Genomic DNA, 26,109 nt, shown 5'->3' with positions numbered 1-26,109 from the left:
GAATGCTCCCATCGGGGCCTAACGCCTATTGGACCCTGAAATCAGGGCGTCGGGGCGTATGGTTTGCACGGCCTCGCCGACGGGTCAAGCTGAATCTTACGAAGATTCAACGCATTGTCCGATCGCGGCTGGCTGCAGGCTTCTTCAGCATCCACGGATATGGAGAAGAAGCGACCGGTAGCGGGTTATTCGAGCGCGGGCGAGGCGTCGCAGGGCGACCCGGCGGGCGAGGGTGCGCGGCGTGCTCCGCGCCTGATGGACGAAGTTCGCCGCTGCATCCGGGTGCGGCACTACAGCCTGCGCACCGAGCAGGCCTACGTGGGGTGGATCACGCGGTTCATCCGCGCCAACCATCGGCGGCATCCGCGCGAGTTGGGGCAGCGCGAGGTCGAGGCCTTCCTGTCGCTGCTGGCGGTGCGGGGGCAGGTGGCGGCCAGCACGCAGAACCAGGCGCTGGCGGCGCTGCTGTTCCTGTACCGGGAGGTGCTGGGCCAGAAGCTGCCGTGGATGGACAACGTGGTGCGCGCCAAGCGGCCGCTCAAGGTGCCGGTGGTGCTGTCGGTGGCCGAGGTGCGGGCGCTGCTGGCGGCGATGGACGGGCGGGCCTGGCTGATGGCCAGCCTGATCTACGGCTCGGGCATGCGCCTGATGGAGTGCCTGCGGCTGCGGGTGAAGGACGTGGATTTCGACCGCGGCGAGATCACGGTGCGCGAGGGCAAGGGCGCGCGCGACCGGCGCACGGTGCTGCCGGCCTCGCTCGGGCCGATGCTGCAGCGCGAGGTCGAGCGCGTGCAGGCGCTGCACGCCGCCGACCTGCGCGAGGGCTTCGGCCGGGTCTGGCTGCCGTTCGCGCTGGCGCGCAAATACCCGAAGGCCGACCGGGCGCCGGGCTGGCAGTACCTGTTTCCGTCGGATCGGCGCTCGATCGATCCGCGCGATGGCATCGAGCGCCGCCACCACGTCGATGACCAGGTGCTCTCGCGCGGGATGAAGGCCGCGGCCGCGCGGATCGGCCTGGCCAAGCCGGTCAGCGCCCACACCCTGCGCCACAGCTTCGCCACGCACCTGCTCGAGGCGGGCTACGACATCCGCACCGTGCAGGAGCTGCTGGGCCACAAGGATGTCTCGACCACGCAGATCTACACCCACGTGCTCAACCGCGGCGCCGGCGCCGTGCTCAGCCCGCTGGACCGGCCTGGCTGAGCCGCCGGCTCAGCGCGGCTTGGCCGGCATCGGGAACGGGGTGACCACTTTCTCGCCGGTGCCGGCGTCGCGGATGCTCAGCTGGCCCTTGCGGTCGACTTCCTCCACCCGCAGCACGCTCTGCATCGGCAGGTGCAGCACGCGGGTGTGCGCGAACTCGTCGCGCAGGCGTTCCTCGGTCGGGTCCACCACCAGGCCTTCGTTGACGTCGAACACCAGGTCGGAGACTTCGGTGAAGCCCCACAGCGAACTGGCGGTCACGCGCCGCGCGTACAGCTCGTAGATCTTGCCGGCGCTCAGGAAGGTGATCTTGTAGAGGATGCGGGTCGTCATGGCGCGGATTCTAGCGCCAGACCGGGCGGGCCGGCGTCAGCCGCCGCGGGCGCGCTGCGCCAGCATTGGCTTCAGGGCCAGCGCGTACAGCAGGCCCACGCCGAAGCCGGCCAGGTGCGCCCACCAGGCCACGGCGCCGAAGCTGGGGCCGACGAAGGTGAAGACCAGCTGCAGCGCCGCCCACAGCCCGATCAGCAGCGCGGCCGGCACCTTGATGAACTCCAGCCACACGCCCAGCGGCACCACCACGCCCAGGCGCGCGCTGGGGAACAGCGCCAGGTAGGCGCCGATCACCGCCGACACGCCGCCGCTGGCGCCGATGATCGCGCGCGCCGGGCTGCCCATCAGCAGCGCCGCTGCCAGGTTGGCCAGCGCGCCGCCGGCCAGGAACAGCAGCAGGAAGCGCCACGGCCCCAGGCTGCGCTCGGCCGGTAGCCCGAACAGGAACAGGAACAGCAGGTTGCCCACCAGGTGCACCGGCCCGAGGTGGATGAACAGCGCGCTGACCAGGGTCAGCAGCCGCTCGTCGCGCATCGCCGCGCGCCATTCGGTGACGCTGCCCGATAGCGTGCCCCAGCGCAGCAGCGTGCTGCGCCAGGCGGCATCGTCGGGCAGCAGGGCGATCCAGATCAGGGCCGCCACCATCAGCGTCGCCAGCAGCGGCGTGGCCCAGCGCCACTGCGGCTTGCGTCGTTTCGGGAGGTGCACGAAAACCATGGCGTCCTACGGTCGCGCCAGCAGCAGGCGCTGGCCATTCACCGAGATTACCAAGCCTTCGCGGCGGATTTCCTCCAGCACGATGCCCGCGGCCGGGCTGGCGCCTTCGCCCAAGCGCTGGCCATCGAGGATCACGAAGCGCTGCGCAGGCGCCTCGGCGAACACATGCATGCTGAGCTTGAGCGGCGGCAATTGTGCTCGCGTCCCCGCATCCAGGCTCGCCAGCGTCGGCAGCGACTCCGCCGGTAACGGGGTCAGGTTCACTTCCTCAGGCGGAACCGATGCCTGCACCACGGCATCCCCGCGCTCGGCCGCTGGCGCAGTAAACGGGGTCAGGTTTGCTTCCTGGGCCCCGGTGGCTGCCTCGGCAGCGGGCGTCGGACGCCGCTCGCTGGCCTCGTTTCGCGCAATCGCCGTGCCTGCCGTTTCAGTCGTCGTCGAAGGGGTCGTCGCAGATGCCGGCATCGGCGCAGGAGGCTCGGTGGCGCTTCGGTCCTGCGGCGCCGAGGCAGCGAGGCTTGTCGCGGGCGACGGGGCACTCGGTGCAGGCGCCGCCGGGGGCGCTCCAGGCAACGGCGCTTGCCCGGCATCCACCGGACTCGATTCCGGCGAGGTCGGTGGGGTCAAGTGAACCTGGTTCCGTTCTTCGCGCGAGAGTTCGCGCCAGGTCAGGAAGGCGAGGGTGGCCAGCAGCAGCGCGCCAAGCAGCCACGCCCACGCGGGCATCGTCGTGGGGGCCTTCGGGCGGCTCGCCACTTGCTCGACGAACAGGCCGGGCGCGCGGCCGCGCTGGCGCTCGGCTTCGGACTTGCGCAGGGCTTCGAGGATCAGCGACATCAGTCCAGCCCCCGGCGCAGGCGCGGGCCGTCGCCATCGCCGGACGACAGCGCGAGCAGGGTTTCCGGGCCCACCACGCCGTCGGCCGCGAGGCCGTGCGCGGTTTGCAGGCGGCGCACGGCGGCCACGCTGGCATCGTCGAGCACCGCGGGGCCGGCATCGGCGTCGGCCAGGCCGGCACGGTCGCGCAGGCGGTCGTTGATCCAGTCGACCGCGGGGCCGCTGTCGCCGGCCGCAGGCGGCGTCGACAGGAAGGCCGGGCCGCGCCACACCGCCACGTAGTCACCGCGCCAGTGGCGCTCGAGCGCCAACCGATCCGTGTCGAAGCGGCCGCCGCCCAGCCACAGCCGCACGCGCAGTGCGTCGGCGCCCAGCAGCACCGCCCATGACTCGCCCGCGGGACCGGAAAGGCGCAGCAGCGCGGGTCGTCCCAGCGCCGCCAGTTTGTCGAGGCTGGCGCGTCCGCGCAGGCAATACAGCCCGGGCGAGACCACCGGCGGGCAGCGGCTGGCGTCGGCCACCGCCGCTTCCTGTGCGCGAACGGTCCACAGGCCCAGCAGTTGCCGCCACGCCGGCTCCGCGCTGGCGCCGGCCAGGGCGATGCGCTGCGCCAGCGATTCGCCCGGCAAGTAGGGCACGACGGTTTCCACCGTGGCCGGCGCGGGCGCGGGCAGGGCGGCTGTCGTCGTCGCGGGAAGGGGTTCCGGCGCCGGACGCTCCGGCCACAGCCAGAACCCCAGCGCCGCCAGCGCAATCACCGCGCCCACGCCGTGGGCGGCATTCAATTTCGGCAGCTTCGACAGCCGCGGCGCCAGCGCCTCGCGCGCCGCGCGGTCCACCCAGCGCTCGCCGATCTGGGCTTCGTCGTGCGCGTAGCCGGCCAGCAGCGCGCGCTCGGCGATGATGTTGGCCAGCCGCGGCACGCCGCCCGAATGCTGGTGGATGCGCTTCACCGCCAGCTTGGTGAACGGGAAGCGCTGGCCGCCGGCCACGGCGTACCGATGCCGCAGGTAGTGCTCGAGCTCGCCGGCATCGAGCGGCGTGAGGTGGAAGCGCGCGGTGATGCGCTGCGCCAGCTGGCGCAGGTCTTCGCGCGCCAGCAGGTCGCGCAGCTCGGGCTGGCCGAGCAGGATGATCTGCAGCAGCTTCTGGGTGTCGGTCTCGAGGTTGGTGAGCAGGCGCACCTGCTCCAGCGCCTCTACACTGAGGTTTTGCGCCTCGTCGATGATCAGCACCACGCGCAGGCCCTGTGCGTAGGCCTCGAGCAGGTAGGCGTTGAGCGCGTCCACCAGCGCCTTCTGGCTGCTGCGCTTGGCCGGCAGCCGGATGCGCAGCTCCTGGCAGATCGTCTGCAGCAGCTCGACCGGGTCCACGCGCGGATTCAGCACCAGCGCGACGCGGGTGTTCTCGGGCAGCTGCTCCAGCAGCAGGCGGCAGAGCGTGGTCTTGCCGGTGCCCACTTCGCCGGTCAGCTGCACGAAGCCGCCGCCGCCGCCCTGGCCGATGCCGAACAGCAGGTGCGCCAGCGCATCCCGGTGGCGCTCGCTCAGGTACACGAAGCGCGGGTCCGGGGTGATCGAGAACGGCGGCTCGGTGAGGCCGTAGTGCTCGAGGTACATGGCGCCTCGCCAGGAAAGGGATGCCTAGCCTGCCACAACGGCTCCCTGTAGGAGGGCCTTCAGTCCCGAAGCTCTTCGGCGAAGGGCTTCGGGCCTGAAGGCCCTCCTACAGGGGTCGGCTTATTCGTCGAGGGTGAGGAGGGAGGCGTTGCCGCCGGCCGCCGTCGTGTTCACCGTCAGCGTGCGCTCGGAGGCGAAGCGCAGCAGGTAGTGCGGGCCGCCGGCCTTGGGGCCGGTGCCGCTGAGGCCTTCGCCGCCGAAGGGCTGCACGCCGACCACCGCGCCGATCTGGTTGCGGTTCACGTAGCAGTTGCCCACCTTCACCGTGCGCGAGATCTTCTCGATGGTCGAGTCGATGCGCGAGTGGATGCCCAGCGTCAGGCCGTAGCCAGTGGCGTTGATCGCGGCCAGCACCTCGTCGAGCTGCGAGGCCTCGTAGCGGATCACGTGCAGCACCGGGCCGAACACTTCGCGCGTCAGCTGCGACAGCGACTTGAGCTCGTACGCGCGCGGGGCGAAGAAGCTGCCGTGGGCGGTGGCCCCGGGCAGCGTGACCGCCTTGATCAGCTTGGCCTCGCGGTCCATGCGCTCGGCGTGGTCGGCCAGGATCTTGCGCGCGTCCTCGTCGATCACCGGGCCCACGTCGGTGCTCAGCAGGGCCGGGTCGCCGACCACGAGCTCGTCCATCGCGCCCGCCAGCATGTGCACCACCTTGTCGGCGATGTCGGCCTGCACGAACAGCACGCGCGCCGCCGAGCAGCGCTGGCCGGCGGAATCGAAGGCCGAGGCCATCGCGTCCTTCACCAGCTGCTCGGGCAGGGCCGAGGAGTCGGCGATCAGCGCGTTCTGGCCGCCGGTCTCGGCGATCAGCGCGGCGATCGAGGCGTTGCGCGCCGCCAGCGAGCGGTTGATCGCCCAGGCGGTTTCAGTCGAGCCGGTGAAGCAGACGCCGGCCACGCGCGGATCCTTCGTCAGCGCCGCGCCGACGGTGGCGCCGTCGCCGGGCACGAACTGCAGCACGTCCTTCGGCACGCCGGCTTCGTGCATCAGCTGCGTGGCGACGAAGGCGGTGAGCGTGGTCTGCTCGGCCGGCTTGGCGATCACGCTGTTGCCGGCGGCCAGCGCCGCGGCCACCTGGCCCACGTAAATGGCCAGCGGGAAGTTCCAGGGGCTGATGCACACGAACACGCCGCGGCCGTGCAGCCACAGCTCGTTGGATTCACCGGTGGGGCCCGGCAGCTTCTCGGGCGCGCCGAACAGCTTGCGCGCCTGCAGCGCGTAGTAGCGCAGGAAATCCACCGCCTCGCGCACCTCGGCCACCGAGGCCGACATCGACTTGCCGGCTTCCTTGACGCACAGCGCCAGGAATTCCGGCATGCGCTGCTCCATCAGGTTGGCGGCGTGCTCGAGGATGGTGGCGCGGCTGGCGGCCGGCAGGCGGTCCCAGCCATCCTGCGCGGCGACGGCATTGGCCAGCGCCTTCTCGACGGTGGCGGCATCGGCGCCGGTCCACTGGCCGATCAGCTCGCGGCGGTCGGCGGGGTTGGTCACGGCGTTGGCCGCGCCCGCAGCGCTGGCGCCCGGCACCAGCGGCGTCGCCGCCCACGATTTCAGCGCGGCGTTGATCTGGCTGGCCAGCGTGGCCAGGGTGTCGTCGTTGGCGAGATTGGCGCCCATGGAGTTGTTCCTGTCTTCGCCCTGCGAGCGGTAGAGATCGGTCGGCGCGGGAATGCGCGGGTGCGGCTTGCTGGCGAGCGCGTCCACCTGGGCCACCGGGTCGGCGACCAGGTCCTGGGGCGGCAGCGTCTCGTCGGCGATGCGGTTGACGAAGCTGGAGTTGGCGCCGTTTTCGAGCAGGCGCCGCACCAGGTAAGGCAGCAGGTCCTCGTGCGACCCCACCGGCGCATACACGCGGCACGGCACGCCCAGCTTGTCCGCCGGGATCACCTCGGCATACAGGTCGTCGCCCATTCCGTGCAGCTTCTGGAATTCGAAGCGCTGGCCGCCGGCATAGTGATGAATCGCCGCGATCGTCTGCGCGTTATGCGTCGCAAACATCGGATAAACCGCATCCGAAGCCGCCAGCATCCGGCGCGCACACGCCAGGTAGCTCACGTCGGTATTCGCCTTGCGCGTGAACACCGGATACCCCGCATACCCTTCGGCCTGCGCTTTCTTGACCTCGGAATCCCAATACGCGCCCTTCACCAGCCGCATCGGCATGCGGCGGCCGGTCTTGCGGGCCAGGTCGGCCAGGTAGTCGATCACGAACGGCGCGCGCTTCTGGTAGGCCTGCACGGCCAGGCCGTAGCCCTCCCAGCCGTCCAGCGACGGGTCGGTGAAGGCGCCGCCGATCACGTCCAGGCTCAGCTCCAGCCGCTCCGATTCCTCGGCGTCGATGGTGAAGCCGATGCCGTGCGACTTCGCCAGCCGCGCCAGCTCCAGCACGCGCGGCGTCAGCTCGGCCCGCACGCGGGCGCGCTTGGCCAGCTCGTAGCGCGGGTGCAGGGCCGAGAGCTTCACGGAAATAGACGGGGCCGCGAACACATCCGGATACGGCCCGCCGGCGCCGATCGCGCCGATGGCGTCGCGGTAGGCGGCGAAATAGCGGTCGGCATCGGCCTGCGTGAACGCGGCCTCGCCCAACATGTCGAACGAATACAGGTACTTGGCCTGCTCGCCCTTGCGGCTGCGCTCCAGCGCCTCGGCAATGGTGCGGCCCATCACGAACTGGTGGCCCATGATCCGCATCGCCTGGCGCACCGCGAGGCGGATGGCCGGCTCGCCGGCCCGGCCCACCAGGCGGCGGAAGGCGCCGATGGCGTTGCGGCGGGTCTCGTCGGCCAGGTTCACCATGCGGCCGGTCAGCATCAGGCCCCAGGTGGAGGCGTTCACCAGCACCGAGCTCGACTGGCCCATGTGGCGGTCCCAGTCGGCATCGCCCAGCTTGTCGCGGATGAGCTTGTCGGCGGTGGCGCGGTCGGGGATGCGCAGCAGGGCCTCGGCCACGCACATCAGCAGCACGCCTTCCTCGCTGGAGAGGTCGTATTGCCGCATGAAGGCCTCGACCATGCCCGGGTCGGCGGCGCGCACCCGGGTGCGCTGCACCAGGGCGACGGCGGTGGCCTGCACCTGCGCCTGTTCGGCGGGCGGCAGCCGGGCCTGGTCCAGCAGGCCGGCCAGGTGCTCGGCCTCGTCGCGGTGGTAGGCGGCGGTGATCCGGGCGCGCAGTTCCGACGGCGGGCCGGGCAGTTCGGGGCTCAGGATCGGGGTCACGGGGGTCCAGGGCGGGGCGGCGCGGGTGTGCGCGAGAACGCGGATTCTAGTGCCCCCGCGGGGGGCGCGGAAGCGGGCGTCCTTCACGAAGCTGGCGGTCCCGGGGCCGATTTGGCTTGCCGGGCCTGCGCGTGGGCCGGTAAAATTCGCGGGTTTTCCGAAGCTGGTCGCAGGCCTCCCGCGTGATCGAGCTCGTCGCAGCGCTGCCGTCAGGTCCCGGAGCCCGTTTGGTGCTCCGCCCGAGGCGCGCGCTGAGTGCGGGCCAGTTCGCCGGGCTGTTCGCGTCCTTGTCGCTGGCCACCTTCGGGGTGGCGGGCTACGCCTTCGCGCAGGGCAACGTGTTCGCCCCGGTGTTCGCGCTGCTGGACGCGGCCTTCATCGCAGCGGTGTTGCGATGGGTGTGGCGGCAGGGCGACCGGTACGAAGAGATCGCGCTCGACGAGCGCCAGCTCGAAGTCCGGCGCTCCGCGCAGGCCGAGCCGGCCTTCCGGGCGCATCCCTACTGGGTGCGGCTGTCGGTCGACGGTGGCGAGGGTCGGGAACGGGTTTTGCTGGGCTCGCAGGGCCGGCAGGTGGAGGTCGGGGCATTCCTCTCCAACGAGGAGCGCCGCGACCTCGCCGTGCAGTTGAAAGGATTACTGGCGTCGGCCTCGAGCCGTGGCCGGAACGAAAATCATACGTTGGGGTAAGTTCGGATGAATGCAGCGATGAAAGCAGCGCGCGCCACCCGGTCCGGGGTCACCCGGATCACCGTCGGCCTCGCCGCCGGCCTGGCCAGCACCCTGGCCTGGGCCAGCGAGCCGGTCCGCTGGCAGCTCAACATGCCCGAGGGCGTCACCCGCACCGCGGAAAACGCCTACGAGATGCACATGCTGATGCTGTACATCTGCATTGGCATCGGCCTGATCGTGTTCGGCGCGATGGGCTATGCGATGTTCAAGTTCCGCAAGTCCAAGGGTGCGGTGCCCGACACCGGCTTCACCCACTCGACCAAGCTCGAGGTCATCTGGACCGTGGTGCCGGTGCTGATCCTGGTGGTCATGGCCTGGCCGGCCACCGTCAAGGTGATGGAGCAGTACGAGACCAAGGGCCACGAGATGACCGTCAAGGTCACCGGCTACCAGTGGATGTGGCGCTACGAGATCGTCGGCGAGGACGTGAACTTCATCTCCCGCCTCGACCGCGAGTCCGACCGCATCCGCCAGAGCGGCGAGCGCCCGACCGCCGAGACCGCGCCGCACTACCTGCGCGAAGTCGACCGCGTGCTGGTGCTGCCGACCGAAACCAAGATCCGCTTCGTGATCACCGCCGACGACGTCATCCACGCCTGGTGGGTGCCGGCCCTGGGCTGGAAGCAGGACGCGATCCCGGGAATCATCAACGAGGCCTGGACGGAAATCCGCGAGCCCGGCACCTACCGCGGCGTCTGCGCCGAGCTGTGCGGCAAGGACCATGGCTTCATGCCGATCGTGGTCAAGGCCGTCCCGCGCGCCGAGTACGAGGCCTGGCTGTCCGCCCAGAAGTCCGGCGACCTCGCCGAAGCCGCCCGCATCGCTGCCACCGCCCCCGCTGACGCGGGCGGCGAGGGCTGAGCAGAACCCGAGAGAGGCACAGAATCATGGCTAACCACGACGTCGCCCACGCCGACCACCACGGCGAGCACAAGCAGAGCTTCTTCCAGCGCTGGTTCTACTCCACCAACCACAAGGACATCGGTACCCTGTACCTGGTGTTCTCGCTGGTGATGTTCTTCATCGGCGGTTCGATGGCGCTCGTCATCCGCGCCGAACTCTTCCAGCCCGGCCTGCAGCTGGTCGAGCCGGAGTTCTTCAACCAGATGACCACCATGCATGCGCTGGTGATGATCTTCGGCGCCGTCATGCCCGCCTTCGTGGGCCTGGCCAACTGGATGATCCCGCTGATGATCGGCGCGCCCGACATGGCGCTGCCGCGCATGAACAACTGGTCCTTCTGGATCATGCCGTTCGCCTTCACCCTGCTGCTGATGCCGCTGTTCCTGTACTTCTTCGGCATCGGCGGCGGCGCCCCGGCCGGCGGCTGGACCCTGTACCCGCCGCTGTCGCTGCAGGGCGGCTCCAGCACCGCGTTCACCATCTTCGCCATCCACCTGATGGGCATCAGCTCGATCATGGGTGCGATCAACATCATCGCCACCATCCTCAACATGCGCGCCCCGGGCGTGGACCTGCTGAAGATGCCGGTGTTCGTCTGGACCTGGCTGATCACCGCCTTCCTGCTGATCGCCGTGATGCCGGTGCTGGCGGGCGCGGTCACCATGCTGCTGACCGACAAGTTCTTCGACACCAGCTTCTTCAACGCCGCCGGCGGCGGTGACCCGGTGATGTACCAGCACATCTTCTGGTTCTTCGGGCACCCCGAGGTCTACATCATGATCCTGCCGGCCTTCGGCATCGTTTCGGAGATCATCCCGACCTTCGCCCGCAAGCCGCTGTTCGGCTACCAGGCCATGGTGTACGCCACCGCGTCGATCGCGTTCCTGTCGTTCATCGTCTGGGCCCACCACATGTTCACCGTGGGCATGCCGCTCGGCGGCGAGCTGTACTTCATGTACGCCACGATGCTGATCGCCATCCCCACCGGCGTGAAGGTGTTCAACTGGGCCACCACCATGTGGCGCGGCTCGATGACCTTCGAGACGCCGATGCTGTTCGCGCTCGGCTTCGTGATCATGTTCACCATCGGCGGCTTCTCGGGCCTGATGCTGGCCATCGTCCCGGCCGACTTCCAGTACCACGACACCTACTTCGTGGTCGCGCACTTCCACTACGTGCTGGTGACCGGCGCCGTGTTCGGCATCATGGCCGGCGTGTACTACTGGCTGCCGAAGTGGACCGGCCACATGTACAACGAGACCCTGGGCAAGTGGCACTTCTGGCTGTCCACGTTCTTCGTGAACCTGCTGTTCTTCCCGCAGCACTTCCTGGGCCTGGCCGGCATGCAGCGCCGCGTCCCGGACTACAACGTGGCCTTCGCCGACTTCAACCAGTGGTCGACCATCGGCGGCTTCGGCTTCGGCCTCAGCCAGCTGCTGTTCGCCTACATCGTCTGGAAGGCCGCGCGTGGCGGCGTCAAGGCGGAAGCGCGTTCGTGGGAAGGCGCCAAGGGCCTGGAGTGGACCGTCGCCTCGCCGGCGCCGCACCACACCTTCACCGTGCCGCCGGTCATCAAGGACGGCGACCTGGCCCACGGCGACGTCACCCACTGACGTCGCCCGCCTGAGCCCGAGACCGCCATGACCCAGCCCACCGACAAGTCCGACCTGGAGAAGCGCCGCCGCGGCACGCGCCTCACCGCGTGGGCGATCGGCCTGGTCGCGGTCGGCATCTACGCGGCCTTCCTGCTCTCGGTGATGCTGCCATGAGCGCCGAAGGCCGCGCGTCCCGCCCGTCGGTCAAGTCCAGCCTGCGCACCATCGCGATGGTGTCGGCGCTGTCCTTCGTCGGCGCCTTCTCGCTGGTGCCGCTGTACCGCATCGCCTGCGAGAAGGTGTTCGGCATCAAGCTCGAACAGGGCCCGGCCGGCGAGCAGCACGTGGCCGGCCTGGTGGTGGATGAAACCCGCACCATCACGGTCGAGTTCGACGGCACCGTGAACTCCAAGCTGCCCTGGGCCTTCAAGCCGCAGGTGCTGAGCATGCAGGTGCACCCGGGCCGCACCTACGAGGCGAACTACATCGCCCGCAACACGGCCGACCACGCCATTGTCGGCAACGCCGCGCCGTCGGTGGCGCCGTCCACGGCGTCCACCTTTTTCAACAAGACCGAGTGCTTCTGCTTCACCGAGCAGCTGCTGCACGCCGGCGAGGAACGCCTGATGCCGGTGCGCTTCGTGGTCGATCCCGACCTGCCGGAGCACATCAGCACCATCACCTTGTCCTACACTTTCTTCAGCAACGAGCCGGCCACGGCGCGCCTCGTGGGCGAGGCCGGCACCGCGCCGGCCGCCGCCCGCAGCGCGCCCTGATCCAACCGCCTTACAGGAATACCGGGGAATCCCATGGCACAGACCCACGACGATCCGAACATCTACTACGTCCCGCACCACAGCCCGTGGCCCTTCGTTGGCTCGATCACGCTGTTCATCACCATGATCGGCGTCGCCAACTGGCTCAACGGCCAGGCCTGGGGCCAGCCGGTGTTCTTCGTCGGCCTGGTGGCGACGATGGCGGTGCTGTTCGGCTGGTTCGGCAACGTGATCAGCGAGTCGCTGGCGGGCAAGTACAACGACAAGGTCGACGCGTCGTTCCGCATGGGCATGATGTGGTTCATCTTCTCGGAGATCATGTTCTTCGCGGCCTTCTTCGGCGCCCTGTTCTACGCCCGCCAGTTCGCGCTGCCGTGGCTCTCGGGCGAGGGCGACGGTGCCCTGACCAACCAGTTCCTCTGGGAAGGCTACGTCGCCGGCTGGCCGACCGCCGGCCCGGAGCAGCTGGGCGGCGCCTTCCAGACCATCCCGGCCTGGGGCCTGCCGCTGATCAACACCCTGATCCTGCTGGCGTCCGGCGTCACCATCACCATCGCGCACCACGCGCTCAAGGCCGGCAAGCGCACCTCGCTGCTGGTCTGGCTGGGCGCCACCGTGCTGCTGGGCTCGATCTTCCTGTTCTACCAGGCGGAGGAGTACATCCACGCCTACCGTGACCTGAACCTCACCCTGGGCTCGGGCATCTACGGTTCCACCTTCTTCATGCTCACCGGCTTCCACGGCATGCACGTGTTCCTGGGCACGCTGATGCTGGCCATCATCTGGCTGCGCTGCCTGAAGGGCCACTTCAGCAAGGACCACCACTTCGCCTTCGAGGCCGTGGCCTGGTACTGGCACTTCGTGGACGTGGTCTGGCTCGGCCTGTTCCTGTTCGTCTACGTGCTCTGACGCACCGCGGGGGACTGCGGTCCCCCGTACTCCCTGTGGGAGGGACTTCAGTCCCGATGCTTTTCGGCGAAAGGCATCGGGACTGAAGTCCCTCCCACAGGTTCTTTAGCCACCAGCGAAGCTCAGCCGCCGACGCCGTGCGGCTTGATCACGCCGGTGAAGATGCCGGCGATGACCAGCAGGATCAGCCCCACCGACAGGCCGATGCGCCAGGTCAGCGACTTCACGGTGCGGTCGGTCTTGCCCTTGTCGACCATCATGTAATACAGGCCCGCGCCAAGGTTCCAGAGGATCACGATCAGGACAGCGATGATGAGGAGTTTCTGCACGACGACCGCCCGGTGTCTGGGGAAGCCCGCATTATCCGCCCGCGGAGCGCGGACCGCGTGAACCGCCGCCTGGTCCTCAGCGTTCTCGGCCTGTGCCTTGCGCTCGGCTTCGCCCAGCTGGGCCGCTGGCAGCTCTCGCGCGAAGGCATCAAGCGCGGGCAGCTGGCCGCCGCCGAGGCCGCCCTGGCGGGGCCGCCGCGCGGGCTGGCCGCGGCCCTGGCCGAGCCGGCGGGCATCGACAAGGTCGCGGGCCGCGCGCGCTTCACGGCGACGCCGCGCCTGTGGCTGGACAATCAGCGCCGCGGCCAGCAGGTGGGCATGCGCCTGTACTGCGCGGCCGCGCCGGCGGAGGGCGGCACGCCGCTGCTGGTGGACCTGGGTTGGCTGCCGGTGGCGCCGGATCGGCGTCTTCCGTCGGTGGCCTGCCCCGAAGGCGAGCATGCGCTGGCGGGCCTGCTGGTGCCGCCGCCTTCGGTCGGGCTGCGCCTTGGCCCGGGCCTGGTCGAACAGGACGGCGCCTGGCTGGCGACGCGGCTCGACCCGGCCGAAGTCAGCGCCGCGTGGACGGACACGCCGGCACTGGCGGCGCGCGTGCTGCGGCTGGATCCTGCGGTTCCGCTGGGCCACGCGCGCGACCTGGAACTGCTGGGCAACACCCTGCCGCCGGAAAAACACCGCGGCTACGCCGTCCAGTGGTTCGGACTGGCGCTGGCCACCCTCGTGATCCTGATCGTACTCAACCTGCGCCGACGCCGATGACCGCCGAAAACCAACGCACGCCGAACCAGACCCGCTCGCGCCTCTCCCTGCTGCTGGTCGCCGCGATGTTCCTGGGCAGCTTCGGCGTCGCTGCCGCGCTGTTCTTCGGCGGCTGGAAGCCGACCAGCACCCGCAACATCGGCGAGATGCTCTCGCCCTATCCGGACCTGCGCGATGTTGCGCTGGTGCGCGCCAACGGGCAGCCCTGGCAGTGGCGGCCGGCCGAGCGCCACTGGCACATCGTGGTGGCGCCGCCGGCCGACTGCGGCGAGCCCTGCGCGCAGCTGCTCAACGCCCTGCATCGCGTCTGGTACTCGGAAGGCCGCCACGCCGAGAAGCTCGAGGTGCTCTGGTTCGGCGCGCTGCCGCCCGGCGCGCCCGAGTTCAGCGGCCTGGTGCCGATGCAGCCCAGCGCCGCCCTGCAGGCCAAGCTGCCCGACCAGGCCCGCGCCGACGCGCTGCCGGTCTACCTCGCCGATCCCAATGGTTACCTGGTCCTGCGCTACGCCCCGGGCTTCAACCCGTCGGGCCTGCGCAAGGACCTCGGACGTGTGTTGAAGTAGGAAACCCATGAACAGCCCCCATCGCCACTACCACCGCCTCGCCTGGGCCGCCGTGCTGCTGGCCCTGTGCGTGATCGTGTTCGGCGGCTTCGTCCGCCTCTCCAACGCCGGCCTGAGCTGCCCGGACTGGCCCACCTGCTACGGCAAGGCCACCTGGCCCACGCTCGACCACGAGATCGCCAGCGCGAATGAAAGCTACGAGCGCGCCGTCGAAGTCAGCAAGGCCTGGCGCGAGCAGTTCCACCGCCACATCGCCGCGCTGCTGGGCGTGTTCGTGCTGGTGCTGGCCCTGCTGGGTGCGCGCCGCTATCGCCACGGCGTCGCCAGCGTACTGGCCGCGGCCGCGCTGGTGGCGCTGTCGATCCCGGTCTACATGGGCGTCGAGGGCCAGTTCGAAGGCAACCACATGCTTTCGGTGGCCTTGTTCATCGTGGCCGAACTGATCCTGGTCGCGCACGCGTGGCGCGGCTCGAACGCCGACGCCGCGCGCTTCTCCAGCCTGCTGCTCGGCGTGATCATCTTCCAGGCCGTGCTCGGTATGTGGACGGTGATCTGGCTGGTGAAGCCGGTGATCGTGATGGCCCATCTGCTCGGCGGCCTGCTCACGCTGTCGATGCTGACCTGGCTGGCGTTCAAGACCACGCCCGGCAGCGCGCTGGTGCTGGCCGAGGCGCCGCGCCTGCGCCGCCTGCTGTGGATCGGCCTGGGGCTGCTGGTGGTGCAGATCGCGCTCGGCGGCTGGACCAGCGCCAACTACGCCGCGCTGGCCTGCGGCACCGACTTCCCGACCTGCCTGGGCCAGTGGTGGCCGGAGCAGGATTATCGCGAGGGCTTCGTGCTCTGGCGCGGCATCGGCGTCGATTATGAAGGCGGCGTGCTCGACGGCGCCGCGCGCGTGGCCATCCAGATGAGCCACCGCATCATGGCGCTGTTGGTGGTGGGCCACCTGCTGGTGGTCGGCCTCCGCATGCTGCGCACGCCGGGCCTGGTGTTCTGGGGCGCGGTGCTGCTGGTGCTGCTGTCGGCGCAGGTCGCGCTGGGCATCAGCAACGTGGTGCTGGGCCTGCCGCTGTGGGTCGCCACCGCGCACAACGCCGGTGCGGCGCTGCTGCTGTTCACCGTCGTAGGCCTGCTGGCCCGGCTGCGGGCACCGGAGTGAGCACGCCCTTCGCCGCCTACTGGGAGCTGACCAAGCCGCGCGTGGTCGCGCTGATCGTGTTCACCGCGATCATCGGCATGTTCCTCGCGATCGAGCCGGGCGAGGCCTGGCCCTGGGAGCGGATCGTGCTCGGCGCGGTCGGCATCTGGCTGGCGGCATCGTCCGCGGCGGCGATCAACCACCTGCTCGACCAGCGCATCGACGTGCTGATGGCCCGCACCCAGCATCGCCCGCTCGCCACCGGCTCGCTGCGGCCGATGCAGGTGCTGGCCTTCGCGGTCGCGCTGGGCGTGCTGTCGATGGTGCTGCTGGCCTGGCGCGTGAATGGGTTTACCGCGGCGCTGACCTTCGCCTCGCTGATCGGCTACGCCATCGTCTATACGGGCTACCTGAAGCGCGCCACGCCGCAGAACATCGTCATCGGCGGCCTCGCCGGCGCGGCGCCGCCGCTGCTGGGCTGGGCCGCGGTAAAGGGCTGGCCCGCGGGCACGGCCTTCCTCGGCCTGGCCGGCGCGCCGCTGCACTACGACCACGCGCTGCTGCTGGTCCTGGTCATCTACGTCTGGACCCCGCCGCATTTCTGGGCGCTGGCGATCTTCCGCCGCGACGACTACGCCAAGGCGCTGATCCCGATGCTGCCGGTGGTCTACGGCGTCACCTACACGCGCTGGCAGATCCTGTTCTACACGGTGCTGCTGCTGGCGGTGACGGTGTTGCCCTGGGCGACCAAGATGGCCGGCGTCTTCTACCTCGGCGGCGCGCTGGTGCTCGGCGGCGTCTTCCTCTACTACGCCATCCGCCTGCTCAACCCACCCGGCGAGCTCTACGCGATGAAGGTCTTCAACTACTCCATCGTCTACCTGATGGCCCTCTTCGCCTTCCTCCTCGCCGACCACTGGCTCCTCCCGCCCGCCCTCGCCACCCCCGCGCTCGAGTTCGTGCCGTCGGCGGGGTGAGGGTTCAGAAGCCATGAACGCGGATCAAAGCAGAAACCTCCGATAAGAGCGGATTTCAAGAAAAGGGGTCAGAGTAAATATTCGTTTGAAACGAATAATTACTCTGACCCCTTTTTGTTGTCTCTCTTCGCTTTATCCGCACTTATCGGAGGTTTCTGCTTTGATCCGCGTTCGGACACTTGCCCCTGCACCGAAGCGAGGGCGCGCGTCCCGCGACGCGCGCCCCGAGCCTTACTTGGCGTTGATGAGGTGTTGCTGCCAGAAGAGGACGCTGGCGGCGCCGAAGTAGTCCGAGTTGGTCTTCTTGCGGAAGCCGTGGCCCTCGTCCTTGTAGAGCAGGTACCAGACGTCGCCGCCGTTGCCGCGGACCGCCTTCACGATCTGCTCGGCTTCCGTCCACGGCACCCGCGGGTCGTTCAGGCCCTGGGCCACGAACAGCGGGCGGGTGATCTTGTGCGCGTTGTTGAGCGGCGCGATGCGGTCGTGGAAGGCCTTCATCTCCGGGATGCGCTCGTCGCCGTATTCGGCCCGGCGCAGGTCGCGGCGGTAGCTCTCGGTGTTGGCGAGGAAGGTGCCGAAGTCGGAGATGCCCACCACGTCGATGCCGGCGCGGATGCGCTCGTTGTAGTGGGTCATGCTGGCCAGCACCATGTAGCCGCCGTAGCTGCCGCCGGAGACGCCGACGCGGTTGGCGTCAAGCTCGGGCTGCTTCGCGATCCAGTCCAGCAGGGCGCCGATGTCCTTGACCGAGTCCTCGCGCAGCATGCCGTTGTCGAGCTGCAGGTAGTCCTTGCCGTAGCCGGCCGAGCCGCGCACGTTCGGCACCAGCACCGCCACCTTCAGCTCCTCGAGCATGAACTGCACGGTCGGGTTGAAGCTGGGCAGCGACTGCGCCTCCGGGCCGCCGTGGATGCTGATCACCACCGGGAACGGGCCGTCGCCGGCCGGGCGGTAGTAGAACGCCGGGATGGTGCGCGGCTTGCCGTCCACCTGGTCGAAGGTCTCGTACCGCACCAGCGTCGGCGCGCGGAACTTGGCCACGTCCAGGCCACCGACTTCGCTGGCGGTCCACTGCACCAGGCGCTGGCTGCCGAGCTCGACCACGTGCACGTCGCTGGGCGAGGTGGCGCTGTTGAGCGTCACCGCCAGGCGCTGGCCGTCGGGCGAGAAGCCGAAGCTGCCGATCACGCCGACCGGCAGTTCCGGCAGCGCCACCGGCTGGTGGCCGGGCAGGGTGATGACGTGCAGCTTGCCGATGCCGTCCTCGTTGGTGGAGAAGGCGAGGTGCTTGCCGTCGGCGCTGATGTCGAAGCCCTCGACGTCCCACGGGATGTTGCCGCTGAGCAGCTCGGTGCGGCCACTCTCGGGGTCGTGGAAGCGCAGGGTGCGGAACTGGCGCTCTTCGTCGGAGATGAAGTACACCCCCTTGCCGTCCGGGGCGTACTGGAAGCCGCCGAACGCGGCGCGGCCGCCGTCCACCGGGAACATCTCGAGCTTGCCGGTGGCCAGGTCGAGCTCACCCGGGTAGGACTCGTTGATCGAGACGTAGCGGGTGACCAGCAGCTTGCCGCCGTCGGGCGAGAAGCCGGTGGCGTTCCACAGGCCGCCTTCGCTGAGCACCATGCGCGACTCGCCGGTGGCCATGTCGCGGATCCACAGGTCGTAGTCGGTGCCGTTGCGCGCGGTGCTGGACCACGCCAGCTGCCGGCCGTCCTCCGACCACAGCGGCGCGGAGTTCTGGCTGCGCTTGCCGTCGGTGAGCATCGTCACCGCGCGGGTGTCGAGGTCGAACCAGTGCAGCTGCCAGAACTCGGAGCCGCCCACGTCCTTGCCGAACACGAAGCCGTTCTTGCCCGGCGCCGGGCTGACCGCGCTGAGCGGCTCGGGGTAGAAGGTGAGCTGTTCGCGCGCGCCCATCGGCATGCGCACGCGGTGCGCCTGGTTGGTCTCGCCGAAGCGCGTGCTGATGACGAGGCTGCCGTCGGGCAGCCAGCCGTTGAAGCTGGCGCCGCGGGTGTTCTGGTAGCGGCTCAGGCGCTCGACGAGTTCGGCCGGCACGGCCGGCACGTTCTCGCTGACGCGGTTGCCGACGTCCTCGCGCACCACCGCCGGCGGCGTGGCGGCGAAGACGGGCGCGACCAGCGCCAGCGACAGGATCAAAGGTGTGAAGCGCATGTGTACGGCCCCCCCGGGCTTTGGAAAGAAGCCCGAGCATACCGCCAACCCCGCTCCCTGTAGGAGGGACTTCAGTCCCGAAGCCTTTCGCCGAAAAGCTTCGGGACTGAAGTCCCTCCTACAGGGAGCAGGGCTCAGCGGGCGGCGTGAAGGTCGCGGAGTTCGGCTTTCTCGGCGTCGCCGAGGCCGGACATGCCGACTTCGTTGATGCGGGCCTGCAGCTCTTCCAGCCGCTGCTGCCGGGTCTGCTTGTCGAGCTGGGCCAGGGCGTCCAGGAATTCCTGGCGCAGCGTGGCGACTTCACCGGGGAAGGACTGCACGGCGAGCTTCTGCAGCGCCGCGCCTTCTTCACGCTCGGCGAAATGCTCGAGCACGCCGCCAGTGCTGATGCCCGGCCGCGCGCGCGCCAGCTCGATCAGCTCCATCAGCAGCGGGATGCCGGGCTGGCGCAGGATGCCGAAGCGGTACGGCGGTTCGATCGCTTCCGCCAGCGCCGGCTGCTGCACCAGCAGCGCGATCGCCGCACGCACGAGGCTGATCTTCGGCGCCGGCGCGCCGCCGCGGCCGCGCATCGAGGGCGTGGGCTGGGGCGCCGGCGCGGCGGCGGCGCGCTGGCCGACGCCGGTGAGTTCGGTCAGGCGCTGCTGCATCAGGTCGCGGAAGGCGCCGTCGGGGATGCCCGCCAGCAGCGGCTTGGCGCGCTCGGCCAGCCGCGCCTTGCCCTCCATGCCGGCCAGGTTCACGTCCTTCGACAGCTCGGCGTAGAAGAACTCGGACAGCGGCGTCGCCTGCGCCAGGCGCGCGTCGAAGCCGGCGGCGCCTTCCTTGCGCACGATGGTGTCCGGGTCCTCGCCGTCGGGCAGGAACAGGAAGAAGGCCTGGCGCCCGTCGCGCATGCGCGGCAGCACCGATTCGAGCGCCTTCCACGCGGCGCCGCGGCCGGCGCGGTCGCCGTCGAAGCAGAAGTAGACGTCGGCGGCATTGCGGAACAGCAGCTCGGCGTGGTCGGGCGTGGTCGCGGTGCCCAGCGTGGCCACGGCGGTGTTCACGCCGAACTGGAACAGCGCCACCACGTCCATGTAGCCCTCGACGACGACGAGCTTCGGGATCTTCGAATGCGCCTGCCGCACCTGCCACAGGCCGTAGAGTTCGCGGCCCTTGTGGAAGAGGGCGGTCTCGGGCGAGTTGAGGTACTTCGGGCCGTCGTCCTTGTCCAGCACGCGGCCACCGAAGGCGATCACGCGGCCGCGGCGGTCGTGGATCGGGAACATCACGCGGTCGCGGAACTTGTCGTACACACGGCCGCTGTCGCTGCGCGAGAGCATGCCGGTCTTGTCGAGCAGGTTCAGCCGGCGCTCGTCGGTGCCCAGCGCATCCTTCAGGCCGTTGAAGCCGTCCGGCGCGTAGCCGATGCCGAAGCGCGCCTGGTTCTCGGCGTCGACGCCGCGCCGGGCCAGGTAATCGCGTGCCTTCGTGCTTCCGGCCAGCTGCTGCACGAAGAATTTCGCCGCGGCCTCCAGCGCCGCGTACAGCTCGCGCGACTCGTTGCCCTGGTGCGCCTGGCGCGTGTCGCGCGGCACCTCGATGCCGGCGCGCTTGGCGAGTTCTTCCACCGCGTCGAGGAACTCGAGGCGGTCGTAGTTCATCAGGAAGCTGATCGCGGTGCCGTGCGCGCCGCAGCCGAAGCAGTGGTAGAACTGCTTGGTCGGCGACACCGTGAACGACGGCGAGCGCTCGTCGTGGAAGGGGCAGCGCGCGGAGTATTCGCGGCCCTGGCGCTTGAGCGGCACGCGCGTGCCGATCACCTCGACGATATCGGTGCGCGCCAGCAGGTCGTCGATGAACGCGTCGGGCAGTCGGGCCATGGCCGTCAGGATGCCATGCGGGCAGTCACCCTGTGGGAGGGACTTCAGTCCCGATGCTTTTCGGCGAACAGCATCGGGACTGAAGTCCCTCCCACAGAGGGCCGGTCAGCCCGCGAGGGCTTTCTTGACCAGCTGCGACACCAGGCCCATGTCGGCCTGGCCCGCGAGCTTGGGCTTGAGCACGCCCATCAGCTTGCCCATGTCGGCCGGGCCGGTGGCGCCGGTCTCGGCCTTGGCGGCGTCGATGGCGGCCTGGATCGCGGCCTCGTCCAGCTTCGCGGGCAGGTAGGCCTCGAGCACGCCGAGCTCGTAGCGCTCGATCGCGGCGAGGTCGTCGCGGCCGGCGGCGTCGTACTGGCTGATCGAGTCCTTGCGCTGCTTGACCATCTTTTCCAGCACGGCCAGCACCAGCGCGTCGGTCATCTCGACCCGCTCGTCCACTTCCTTCTGCTTGATCGCGGCGTTGATCAGGCGGATGACGCCCAGGCGATCCTTCTCGCCCGACTTCATCGCGGCCTTCATGTCTTCAACCAGCTGGGCTTTCATGCTCATGGTTTTCTCCGGGGATCAGAAACACAAAAAGCCGGCAACGCTTGCGCGCGCCGGCTTCTTGGAGGGCACAGCGGCTCAGTACAGGCGCTGGCGCTTGGTGACGTCGCGCGAGCTGCGGCGCAGCTGGCGCTTCACCGCGGCGGCGGCCTTGCGCTTGCGCTCCTGGGTCGGCTTCTCGTAGAACTCGCGCTTGCGGGTCTCGGCGAGGACGCCGGCCTTCTCGCAGGTGCGCTTGAAGCGACGTAGCGCAAACTCAAACGGCTCGTTTTCGCGGACTTTGACAGACGGCATGTGGAATTCCTGGATACGTGGATTTCGCCCGGCACGGCCGGCGAGCCGCGTATGATACGCGGGCCCCGGGGCCGCAGGCAAGCCTGAATCCCGGGAAATCCTTGAATCCCGCGGTTTACCCCCAAGAAACAGGCACATGCGCGTCCTGGGCATCGAAACCAGCTGCGATGAAACCGGCGTGGCGGTGTACGACACCGAGCGCGGCCTGCTCGCGCACGCCCTCTACAGCCAGGTCGAACTGCACGCCGAGTACGGCGGGGTGGTGCCCGAGCTGGCCAGCCGCGACCACGTCCGCAAGCTGCTGCCCCTGGTCCGCCAGACCCTGGCCGAGGCCGGGCTGGGCGTCGAAGACCTGGACGGGGTGGCCTACACGGCCGGCCCGGGCCTGGTGGGCGCCCTGATGGTGGGCGCCGCCGCCGGCCGGGCCCTGGCCTGGGCGCTCGACCTGCCCGCCGTGGGCGTGCACCACATGGAAGGCCACCTGCTGGCCCCGATGCTCGAGGACCCCGGGCTGAAGCCGCCCTTCGTGGCCCTGCTGGTCTCGGGCGGCCACACCCAGCTGGTCGAAGTGGCCGCCATCGGCGCCTACCGGCTGCTGGGCGAGACCCTGGACGACGCCGCCGGCGAGGCCTTCGACAAGACCGCCAAGCTCATGGGCCTGCCGTACCCGGGTGGCCCGGAGCTGGCCCGGCTGGCCGAATCGGGCCGCCCCGGCCTGTTCAAGTTCTCGCGGCCGATGACCGACCGGCCCGGCCTCGACTTCAGCTTCTCTGGCCTCAAGACCCAGGTGCTGCTGGCCTGGCAGGCCTCGGACCAGTCCCCGCAGACCCGCGCCGACATCGCCCGCGGCTTCGAGGACGCGGTGGTCGAGACCCTGGCCGTCAAGTGCGAGCGCGCCCTGAAGCAGACCGGCGCCCGCACCCTGGTGGTGGCCGGCGGCGTCGGCGCCAACGTGCGCCTGCGCGAGCGCCTGCAAGCCCTTGTGGCTGGGCCTGTAGGAGGGCCTTCAGGCCCGAAGCTTTTCGCGAAGGGCTTCGGGCCTGAAGGCCCTCCTACAGGACGCGTTTGCTTCCCGCGCCCGGCCTTCTGCACCGACAACGGCGCCATGATCGCCTTCGTCGGCGCGCTGCGGCTGCGGGCGGGCCAGCACGAGGCCCCGGCCGTCACCGTGACGCCACGCTGGGACATGGCAAGCTTGCCGCCCCTTTAGGAGAGGTTGCGAGGCATGGACAAGGTCTTCATCGAAGCGCTCGAGATCGAGTGCGTGATCGGCATCTACGACTGGGAGCGCAAGATCCGCCAGCCGGTGGTGCTCGACATCGAGATGGCGTTCGACAACACCGTGCCCGCCGCCACCGACAACATCGAGCACACGCTGGACTACAAGGCCGTCAGCAAGCGCCTGATCCAGTTCGTGTCCGAGTCTGATTTCGGGCTGGTGGAAACCCTGGCCGAGCGCTGCGCCGCGATCATCACCGGCGAGTTCGGCGTCAGGCACGTGCGCCTGAAGCTGAGCAAGCCCGGCGCCGTGCGCGGCTCCAAGGCCGTGGGCGTGATCATCGAGCGCGGCCAGGCCTGATGGGCACCGCCTGGCTGAGCCTGGGCAGCAACCAGGACGCCGACGCAAACCTGCTGGCCGCGGCCGACGCCCTGCGCGAACGCTTCGGCGCGGTGCGCTTCTCGCCGGTGTACCGCACGCCGGCGGTGGGCTTCGACGGCCCGGATTTCCTCAACGCCGCCGCGGTGATCGAGAGCGACCTCGACCCGTTCGCGCTCAACGACTGGCTGCATGCGCTGGAGGACCGGCAGGGCCGGCGCCGCGACGTGCCGCGGTTCTCCAGCCGCACGCTCGACATCGACATCGTGTTCTACGACGACCTCGTGCTGAAGGGCCCGGGCAACCTCGAGCTGCCGCGCCCGGAGCTGAAGCACGCCTTCGTCCTCAAGCCGCTGGCCGACCTGTCGCCGGGCTACGTGGTGCCGGGCGGCGAGGCGACGCTGGCCGCGCTGTGGGCCGCGCATCCCGACGCGGCCGCGCCGCCGGCGGTGGACGCGCTCGCCCTGGGGTGACTTCCGGCCTTGCGTGAGGGCGTCGCCGGTCCATAATCACCGCCATCCCAGCCAGCAAATGAACCAGGTTCATTTGCTGGCGTCCCCACGGAGGCCACCGCCATGTTCGACCGACTCGCCCGCAGCTGGACCCTGGTCAAGGCCAGCGCCGCCGTGCTGCGCTCCGACAAGGAGCTGTTGCTGTTCCCGGTGATCTCGGGCATCGCCACCTTGCTGGTCGCGGCCTCGTTCGCGGTGCCGGTGATCGGGCTGCGCCTGTTCGAAGGCGGCGAGATCGGTCCGCTGGGCGCGGTGGTGGGCTTCCTGTTCTACCTCTGCCAGTACTTCGTGATCTTCTTCTTCAACACGGCCCTGGTCGGCGCCGCGATGATCCGCCTCGAAGGCGGCGACCCGACGGTGGCCGACGGCCTGCGCATCGCGCGCAGCAAACTGGGCGTGATCCTGGGCTACGCCGCCATCGCCGCCACCGTGGGCCTGCTGCTCAAGGCCGCCAGCGAACGCGCCGGCGCCTTCGGCAAGATCCTGATCGGCCTGCTGGGCATGGCCTGGACCGTCGGCACCTTCCTGGTGGTGCCGATCCTGGTCACCCGCGACGTCGGCCCGATCGACGCGGTGAAAGAGTCGATGACCCTGCTCAAGCGCACCTGGGGCGAGAACGTGGCCGGCAACGTCGGCATCGGCCTCGCGTTCGGCCTGCTGACCACGGCGGTGGTGATCGTGTCCATCGCGATGGTGATCGGCGCCGCGGCCCTCGGCGGCGGCAAGCTGGCCCTGGTCGCCGTCGTGCTGGCCGTGATCGCCGTCGCCAGCGTCGCCGTCATCCAGGCGGCGCTGTCCGGCGTCTATTCCGCCGCCGTCTACCGCTACGCCGTCGACGGCCAGGCCCCGCAAGGCTTCGCCGGCGACCAGCTGCAGGCCGCCTTCCGGCCCAAGTAAGCCACGACGCCCCCGACGCGCCGGCCTAGGGGGCGGTCGCCTCGGTAACCACGTAGCGTCGCGCGGCGACGCCGATCCGCGGTGGCCGGCCGCTGCGTTCGAAGGCATCGTGGCCCTCGCGCAGGTTGCGCCAGAAATCCGCCCAGGGTTGGTCGCGCCAACCCGCTTCGGCGCGGTCGGCGAACCGGAACGGGAAGATGTGGACCGGCACGGCGGGCTCGCCGCCATCCAGCGCGGCCGAGACCAGCGTGTAGATCTCCTCGATGCCGTCGTCGCCCATGGCATAGCAGCCGATCGAGACACAGCTGCCGTGCACCATCAGGAAATCCCCGGTGCGGCCGTGCGACCGGTCGTAGGCGTTGGGGTAGCCCAGGTTGAACGACAGGTGGTACTGGCTGCGCGGATTGAGCTGGCCGCGCGTGACCCGGTAGAAGCCTTCCGGCGACTGGCCGTCGCCCTGCCGCAGCTTGGGTCCCAGTGCGCCCGACCACGCGCAAACCGGATAGCGCCGGAACAACCGGTAGCGCGCGCCGTCCGCGACCCAGACTTCCAGTTCGCTCTCGGCCTTGAAGATCCGGATGAATACCGGCGCGCCAAACCGCAGTGACGAGGCGGCGAGGTCGCGTTCGAGGCCGGGACGCACGCGCGCGGCGGCACGGGCCGCGCGATCGCCGCCGCCGCCGACCCTGGCCTCGACCGTGCCCAGCACCGTGCGCCCGGTCACCGGCCAGAGCAGGGCCAAGGCCCCCAGCAGGCCCAGGCCGGCCAGCGCGAGCCACGGATGCTTCAAAGGTTCAGGCTCCGGCCGCCGTCCACGCGGATCACCTGGCCGGTGGTGTAGCGCGCGTCCTGGAGCAGCCAGCGGACGGCTTCGGCGACGTCTTCGGCGTCGCCGGCGCGCTTGAGGGCGGTGCTGGCGAGCATCGCCGCCTTCTCGTGTTCGGGCTTGCCCTCGGCCGGCCACATCACGGCGCCGGGGGCGACGGCGTTGACGCGCACTTCGGGGCCGAGCTCTTTCGCCAGGGACTGCGTCAGCATCAGGTTGGCGGCCTTGGCCATGCAGTAAATCGTGTGGTTCTTGAGCGGGCGCTCGCCGTAGATGTCGCCGAGGTTCACGATCGCGCCGCCGGTCGCGCGCAGGTGCGGCGCGGCGGCCTGGGCCAGGAAGAACGGGCCGCGCGCGTTGGACGCGAACAGCTCGTCCCACTGCGCGCCGGTCGCGCTGCCCACCGGCGTCGGGTAGAAGGCGCTGGCGTTGTTCACCAGCGCATCGAGCCGGCCGAAGCGCGCCACGGTGTCGGCGACCAGGCCGGGCAGGGCATTGTCGTCAGCCAGTTCGCAGGACAGCACGAGCGTGCTGCCGGGGCGCGCGGCCTCGAGTGCGGCGACCAGCGCGTGCATGTCCGCCGCGGAGGCGCGGTGGTGCAGGGCGAGGTCGTAGCCGGCGGCATGCAGGCGGCGGGCGATGCAGGCGCCCACGCGTTTGGCGGCGCCGGTGATCAGGGCAACGGGGGCGGTCATGCGGGGCTCCGTGGATTTGCCGGTATCCTGCGCG

Annotated in this window: 27 protein-coding genes; 15 read left to right on the top strand and 12 right to left on the bottom strand. The window is 69.8% G+C overall.

Going from position 1 to position 26,109, the window contains the following annotated elements:
- The first annotated feature begins 255 nt into the window (after positions 1–255).
- The gene (locus N787_RS01385; protein WP_034210232.1) at positions 256–1,203 is read left to right on the top strand and encodes an integron integrase; all 948 of its coding nucleotides are present in this window, start codon (positions 256–258) and stop codon (positions 1,201–1,203) included.
- Between the two features lie 9 nt (positions 1,204–1,212).
- On the opposite strand, the gene N787_RS01380 is transcribed toward N787_RS01385, so the two are convergent.
- The 5 genes from N787_RS01380 to putA all read right to left on the bottom strand — a co-directional run bounded on the left by N787_RS01380 (position 1,213) and on the right by putA (position 7,985).
- Entirely contained in the window at positions 1,213–1,536 is a 324-nt protein-coding gene (locus N787_RS01380) for a DUF1820 family protein (protein ID WP_034210183.1), read from the bottom strand.
- 36 nt (positions 1,537–1,572) lie between these two features.
- Positions 1,573–2,253, bottom strand: coding sequence for a rhomboid family intramembrane serine protease (locus N787_RS01375; RefSeq protein WP_034210181.1), 681 nt, complete (start codon positions 2,251–2,253; stop codon positions 1,573–1,575).
- Between the two features lie 6 nt (positions 2,254–2,259).
- The gene (locus tag N787_RS14565) at positions 2,260–3,090 is read right to left on the bottom strand and encodes a general secretion pathway protein GspB (protein ID WP_084590559.1); all 831 of its coding nucleotides are present in this window, start codon (positions 3,088–3,090) and stop codon (positions 2,260–2,262) included.
- Positions 3,090–4,709, bottom strand: coding sequence for an ExeA family protein (locus N787_RS01365; protein WP_034210178.1), 1,620 nt, complete (start codon positions 4,707–4,709; stop codon positions 3,090–3,092). Before N787_RS01365 ends, N787_RS14565 begins: the two co-directional genes overlap by 1 nt.
- A 120-nt stretch (positions 4,710–4,829) precedes the next feature.
- Entirely contained in the window at positions 4,830–7,985 is a 3,156-nt protein-coding gene (gene putA, locus N787_RS01360) for a bifunctional proline dehydrogenase/L-glutamate gamma-semialdehyde dehydrogenase PutA (protein WP_245593932.1), read from the bottom strand.
- Positions 7,986–8,167: 182 nt separating this feature from the next.
- Here putA and N787_RS01355 point away from each other — a divergent pair, with 182 nt between their 5' ends.
- From N787_RS01355 to N787_RS01335, 6 genes are read left to right on the top strand one after another with little or no spacing between them, the layout of a single operon-like run.
- Complete coding sequence (locus N787_RS01355; protein ID WP_034210177.1) at positions 8,168–8,674, top strand: DUF2244 domain-containing protein; 507 nt, start codon at positions 8,168–8,170, stop codon at positions 8,672–8,674.
- Positions 8,675–8,692: 18 nt separating this feature from the next.
- Entirely contained in the window at positions 8,693–9,577 is an 885-nt protein-coding gene (coxB, locus tag N787_RS01350) for a cytochrome c oxidase subunit II (protein ID WP_034210175.1), read from the top strand.
- A gap of 26 nt (positions 9,578–9,603) precedes the next feature.
- Positions 9,604–11,232, top strand: a complete 1,629-nt coding sequence (gene ctaD / locus N787_RS01345; RefSeq protein WP_034210174.1) for a cytochrome c oxidase subunit I — start codon at positions 9,604–9,606, stop codon at positions 11,230–11,232.
- 27 nt (positions 11,233–11,259) lie between these two features.
- Positions 11,260–11,388: a hypothetical protein gene (locus N787_RS15400; protein ID WP_281174054.1), complete on the top strand. Its 129-nt coding sequence runs from the start codon at positions 11,260–11,262 to the stop codon at positions 11,386–11,388.
- Positions 11,385–11,990, top strand: a complete 606-nt coding sequence (locus N787_RS01340; RefSeq protein WP_034210172.1) for a cytochrome c oxidase assembly protein — start codon at positions 11,385–11,387, stop codon at positions 11,988–11,990. Before N787_RS15400 ends, N787_RS01340 begins: the two co-directional genes overlap by 4 nt.
- 33 nt (positions 11,991–12,023) lie before the next feature.
- Positions 12,024–12,899: a cytochrome c oxidase subunit 3 gene (locus tag N787_RS01335; RefSeq protein WP_034210170.1), complete on the top strand. Its 876-nt coding sequence runs from the start codon at positions 12,024–12,026 to the stop codon at positions 12,897–12,899.
- Between the two features lie 122 nt (positions 12,900–13,021).
- Here the strand turns inward: N787_RS01335 and N787_RS01330 are convergent, their stop codons facing one another.
- Positions 13,022–13,228, bottom strand: a complete 207-nt coding sequence (locus tag N787_RS01330; protein WP_034210169.1) for a twin transmembrane helix small protein — start codon at positions 13,226–13,228, stop codon at positions 13,022–13,024.
- A 57-nt stretch (positions 13,229–13,285) separates the two neighbouring features.
- Here N787_RS01330 and N787_RS01325 point away from each other — a divergent pair, with 57 nt between their 5' ends.
- From N787_RS01325 to cyoE, 4 genes are read left to right on the top strand one after another with little or no spacing between them, the layout of a single operon-like run.
- Positions 13,286–13,987 carry an SURF1 family protein gene (locus N787_RS01325; protein WP_245593931.1) on the top strand — a complete coding sequence of 234 codons (702 nt, stop codon included), beginning with the start codon at positions 13,286–13,288 and terminating at the stop codon, positions 13,985–13,987.
- Positions 13,984–14,550: a hypothetical protein gene (locus N787_RS01320; protein ID WP_034210168.1), complete on the top strand. Its 567-nt coding sequence runs from the start codon at positions 13,984–13,986 to the stop codon at positions 14,548–14,550. Before N787_RS01325 ends, N787_RS01320 begins: the two co-directional genes overlap by 4 nt.
- A 7-nt stretch (positions 14,551–14,557) precedes the next feature.
- The gene (locus tag N787_RS01315; RefSeq protein WP_034210166.1) at positions 14,558–15,709 is read left to right on the top strand and encodes a COX15/CtaA family protein; all 1,152 of its coding nucleotides are present in this window, start codon (positions 14,558–14,560) and stop codon (positions 15,707–15,709) included.
- Positions 15,706–16,665, top strand: a complete 960-nt coding sequence (gene cyoE, locus N787_RS01310; RefSeq protein ID WP_034210165.1) for a heme o synthase — start codon at positions 15,706–15,708, stop codon at positions 16,663–16,665. The genes N787_RS01315 and cyoE overlap by 4 nt, the downstream gene beginning before the upstream one ends.
- A gap of 231 nt (positions 16,666–16,896) precedes the next feature.
- On the opposite strand, the gene N787_RS01305 is transcribed toward cyoE, so the two are convergent.
- The 4 genes from N787_RS01305 to rpsU all read right to left on the bottom strand — a co-directional run bounded on the left by N787_RS01305 (position 16,897) and on the right by rpsU (position 21,548).
- Positions 16,897–18,840 (bottom strand): S9 family peptidase, encoded by a 1,944-nt coding sequence (locus N787_RS01305; protein WP_084590558.1) that lies wholly within the window; start codon positions 18,838–18,840, stop codon positions 16,897–16,899.
- 134 nt (positions 18,841–18,974) lie between these two features.
- Positions 18,975–20,705 carry a DNA primase gene (gene dnaG / locus N787_RS01300; protein WP_034210163.1) on the bottom strand — a complete coding sequence of 577 codons (1,731 nt, stop codon included), beginning with the start codon at positions 20,703–20,705 and terminating at the stop codon, positions 18,975–18,977.
- Positions 20,706–20,810: 105 nt separating this feature from the next.
- A complete protein-coding gene (locus tag N787_RS01295; RefSeq protein WP_034210161.1) occupies positions 20,811–21,257 on the bottom strand; it encodes a GatB/YqeY domain-containing protein in 447 nt (148 codons plus the stop codon).
- A 75-nt stretch (positions 21,258–21,332) separates the two neighbouring features.
- Entirely contained in the window at positions 21,333–21,548 is a 216-nt protein-coding gene (rpsU, locus tag N787_RS01290) for a 30S ribosomal protein S21 (RefSeq protein WP_002808376.1), read from the bottom strand.
- Between the two features lie 136 nt (positions 21,549–21,684).
- Here rpsU and tsaD point away from each other — a divergent pair, with 136 nt between their 5' ends.
- From tsaD to N787_RS01270, 4 genes are all read left to right on the top strand, one after another.
- Positions 21,685–22,758 (top strand): tRNA (adenosine(37)-N6)-threonylcarbamoyltransferase complex transferase subunit TsaD, encoded by a 1,074-nt coding sequence (gene tsaD, locus N787_RS01285; protein ID WP_034210160.1) that lies wholly within the window; start codon positions 21,685–21,687, stop codon positions 22,756–22,758.
- A gap of 15 nt (positions 22,759–22,773) precedes the next feature.
- Positions 22,774–23,127, top strand: coding sequence for a dihydroneopterin aldolase (gene folB, locus N787_RS01280; protein WP_034210158.1), 354 nt, complete (start codon positions 22,774–22,776; stop codon positions 23,125–23,127).
- Positions 23,127–23,618, top strand: a complete 492-nt coding sequence (gene folK, locus N787_RS01275) for a 2-amino-4-hydroxy-6-hydroxymethyldihydropteridine diphosphokinase (RefSeq protein WP_034210157.1) — start codon at positions 23,127–23,129, stop codon at positions 23,616–23,618. The genes folB and folK overlap by 1 nt, the downstream gene beginning before the upstream one ends.
- 102 nt (positions 23,619–23,720) lie before the next feature.
- On the top strand, positions 23,721–24,554 hold the full coding sequence (locus N787_RS01270) for a DUF6159 family protein (RefSeq protein ID WP_034210156.1): 834 nt from the start codon (positions 23,721–23,723) through the stop codon (positions 24,552–24,554).
- Positions 24,555–24,579: 25 nt separating this feature from the next.
- Here the strand turns inward: N787_RS01270 and N787_RS01265 are convergent, their stop codons facing one another.
- Both N787_RS01265 and N787_RS01260 read right to left on the bottom strand, forming a co-directional pair.
- Positions 24,580–25,344 carry a L,D-transpeptidase family protein gene (locus tag N787_RS01265; protein WP_052575017.1) on the bottom strand — a complete coding sequence of 255 codons (765 nt, stop codon included), beginning with the start codon at positions 25,342–25,344 and terminating at the stop codon, positions 24,580–24,582.
- Positions 25,341–26,075 (bottom strand): pteridine reductase, encoded by a 735-nt coding sequence (locus N787_RS01260; protein WP_034210154.1) that lies wholly within the window; start codon positions 26,073–26,075, stop codon positions 25,341–25,343. The genes N787_RS01265 and N787_RS01260 overlap by 4 nt, the downstream gene beginning before the upstream one ends.
- Between the last annotated feature and the right edge of the window lie 34 nt (positions 26,076–26,109).

It is taken from the genome of Arenimonas metalli CF5-1 (assembly GCF_000747155.1).
GTDB lineage: Bacteria > Pseudomonadota > Gammaproteobacteria > Xanthomonadales > Xanthomonadaceae > Arenimonas > Arenimonas metalli.
The sequence above is the reverse complement of the archived record's forward strand: the minus strand, read 5'-3'. Positions and strand labels throughout refer to the sequence as shown.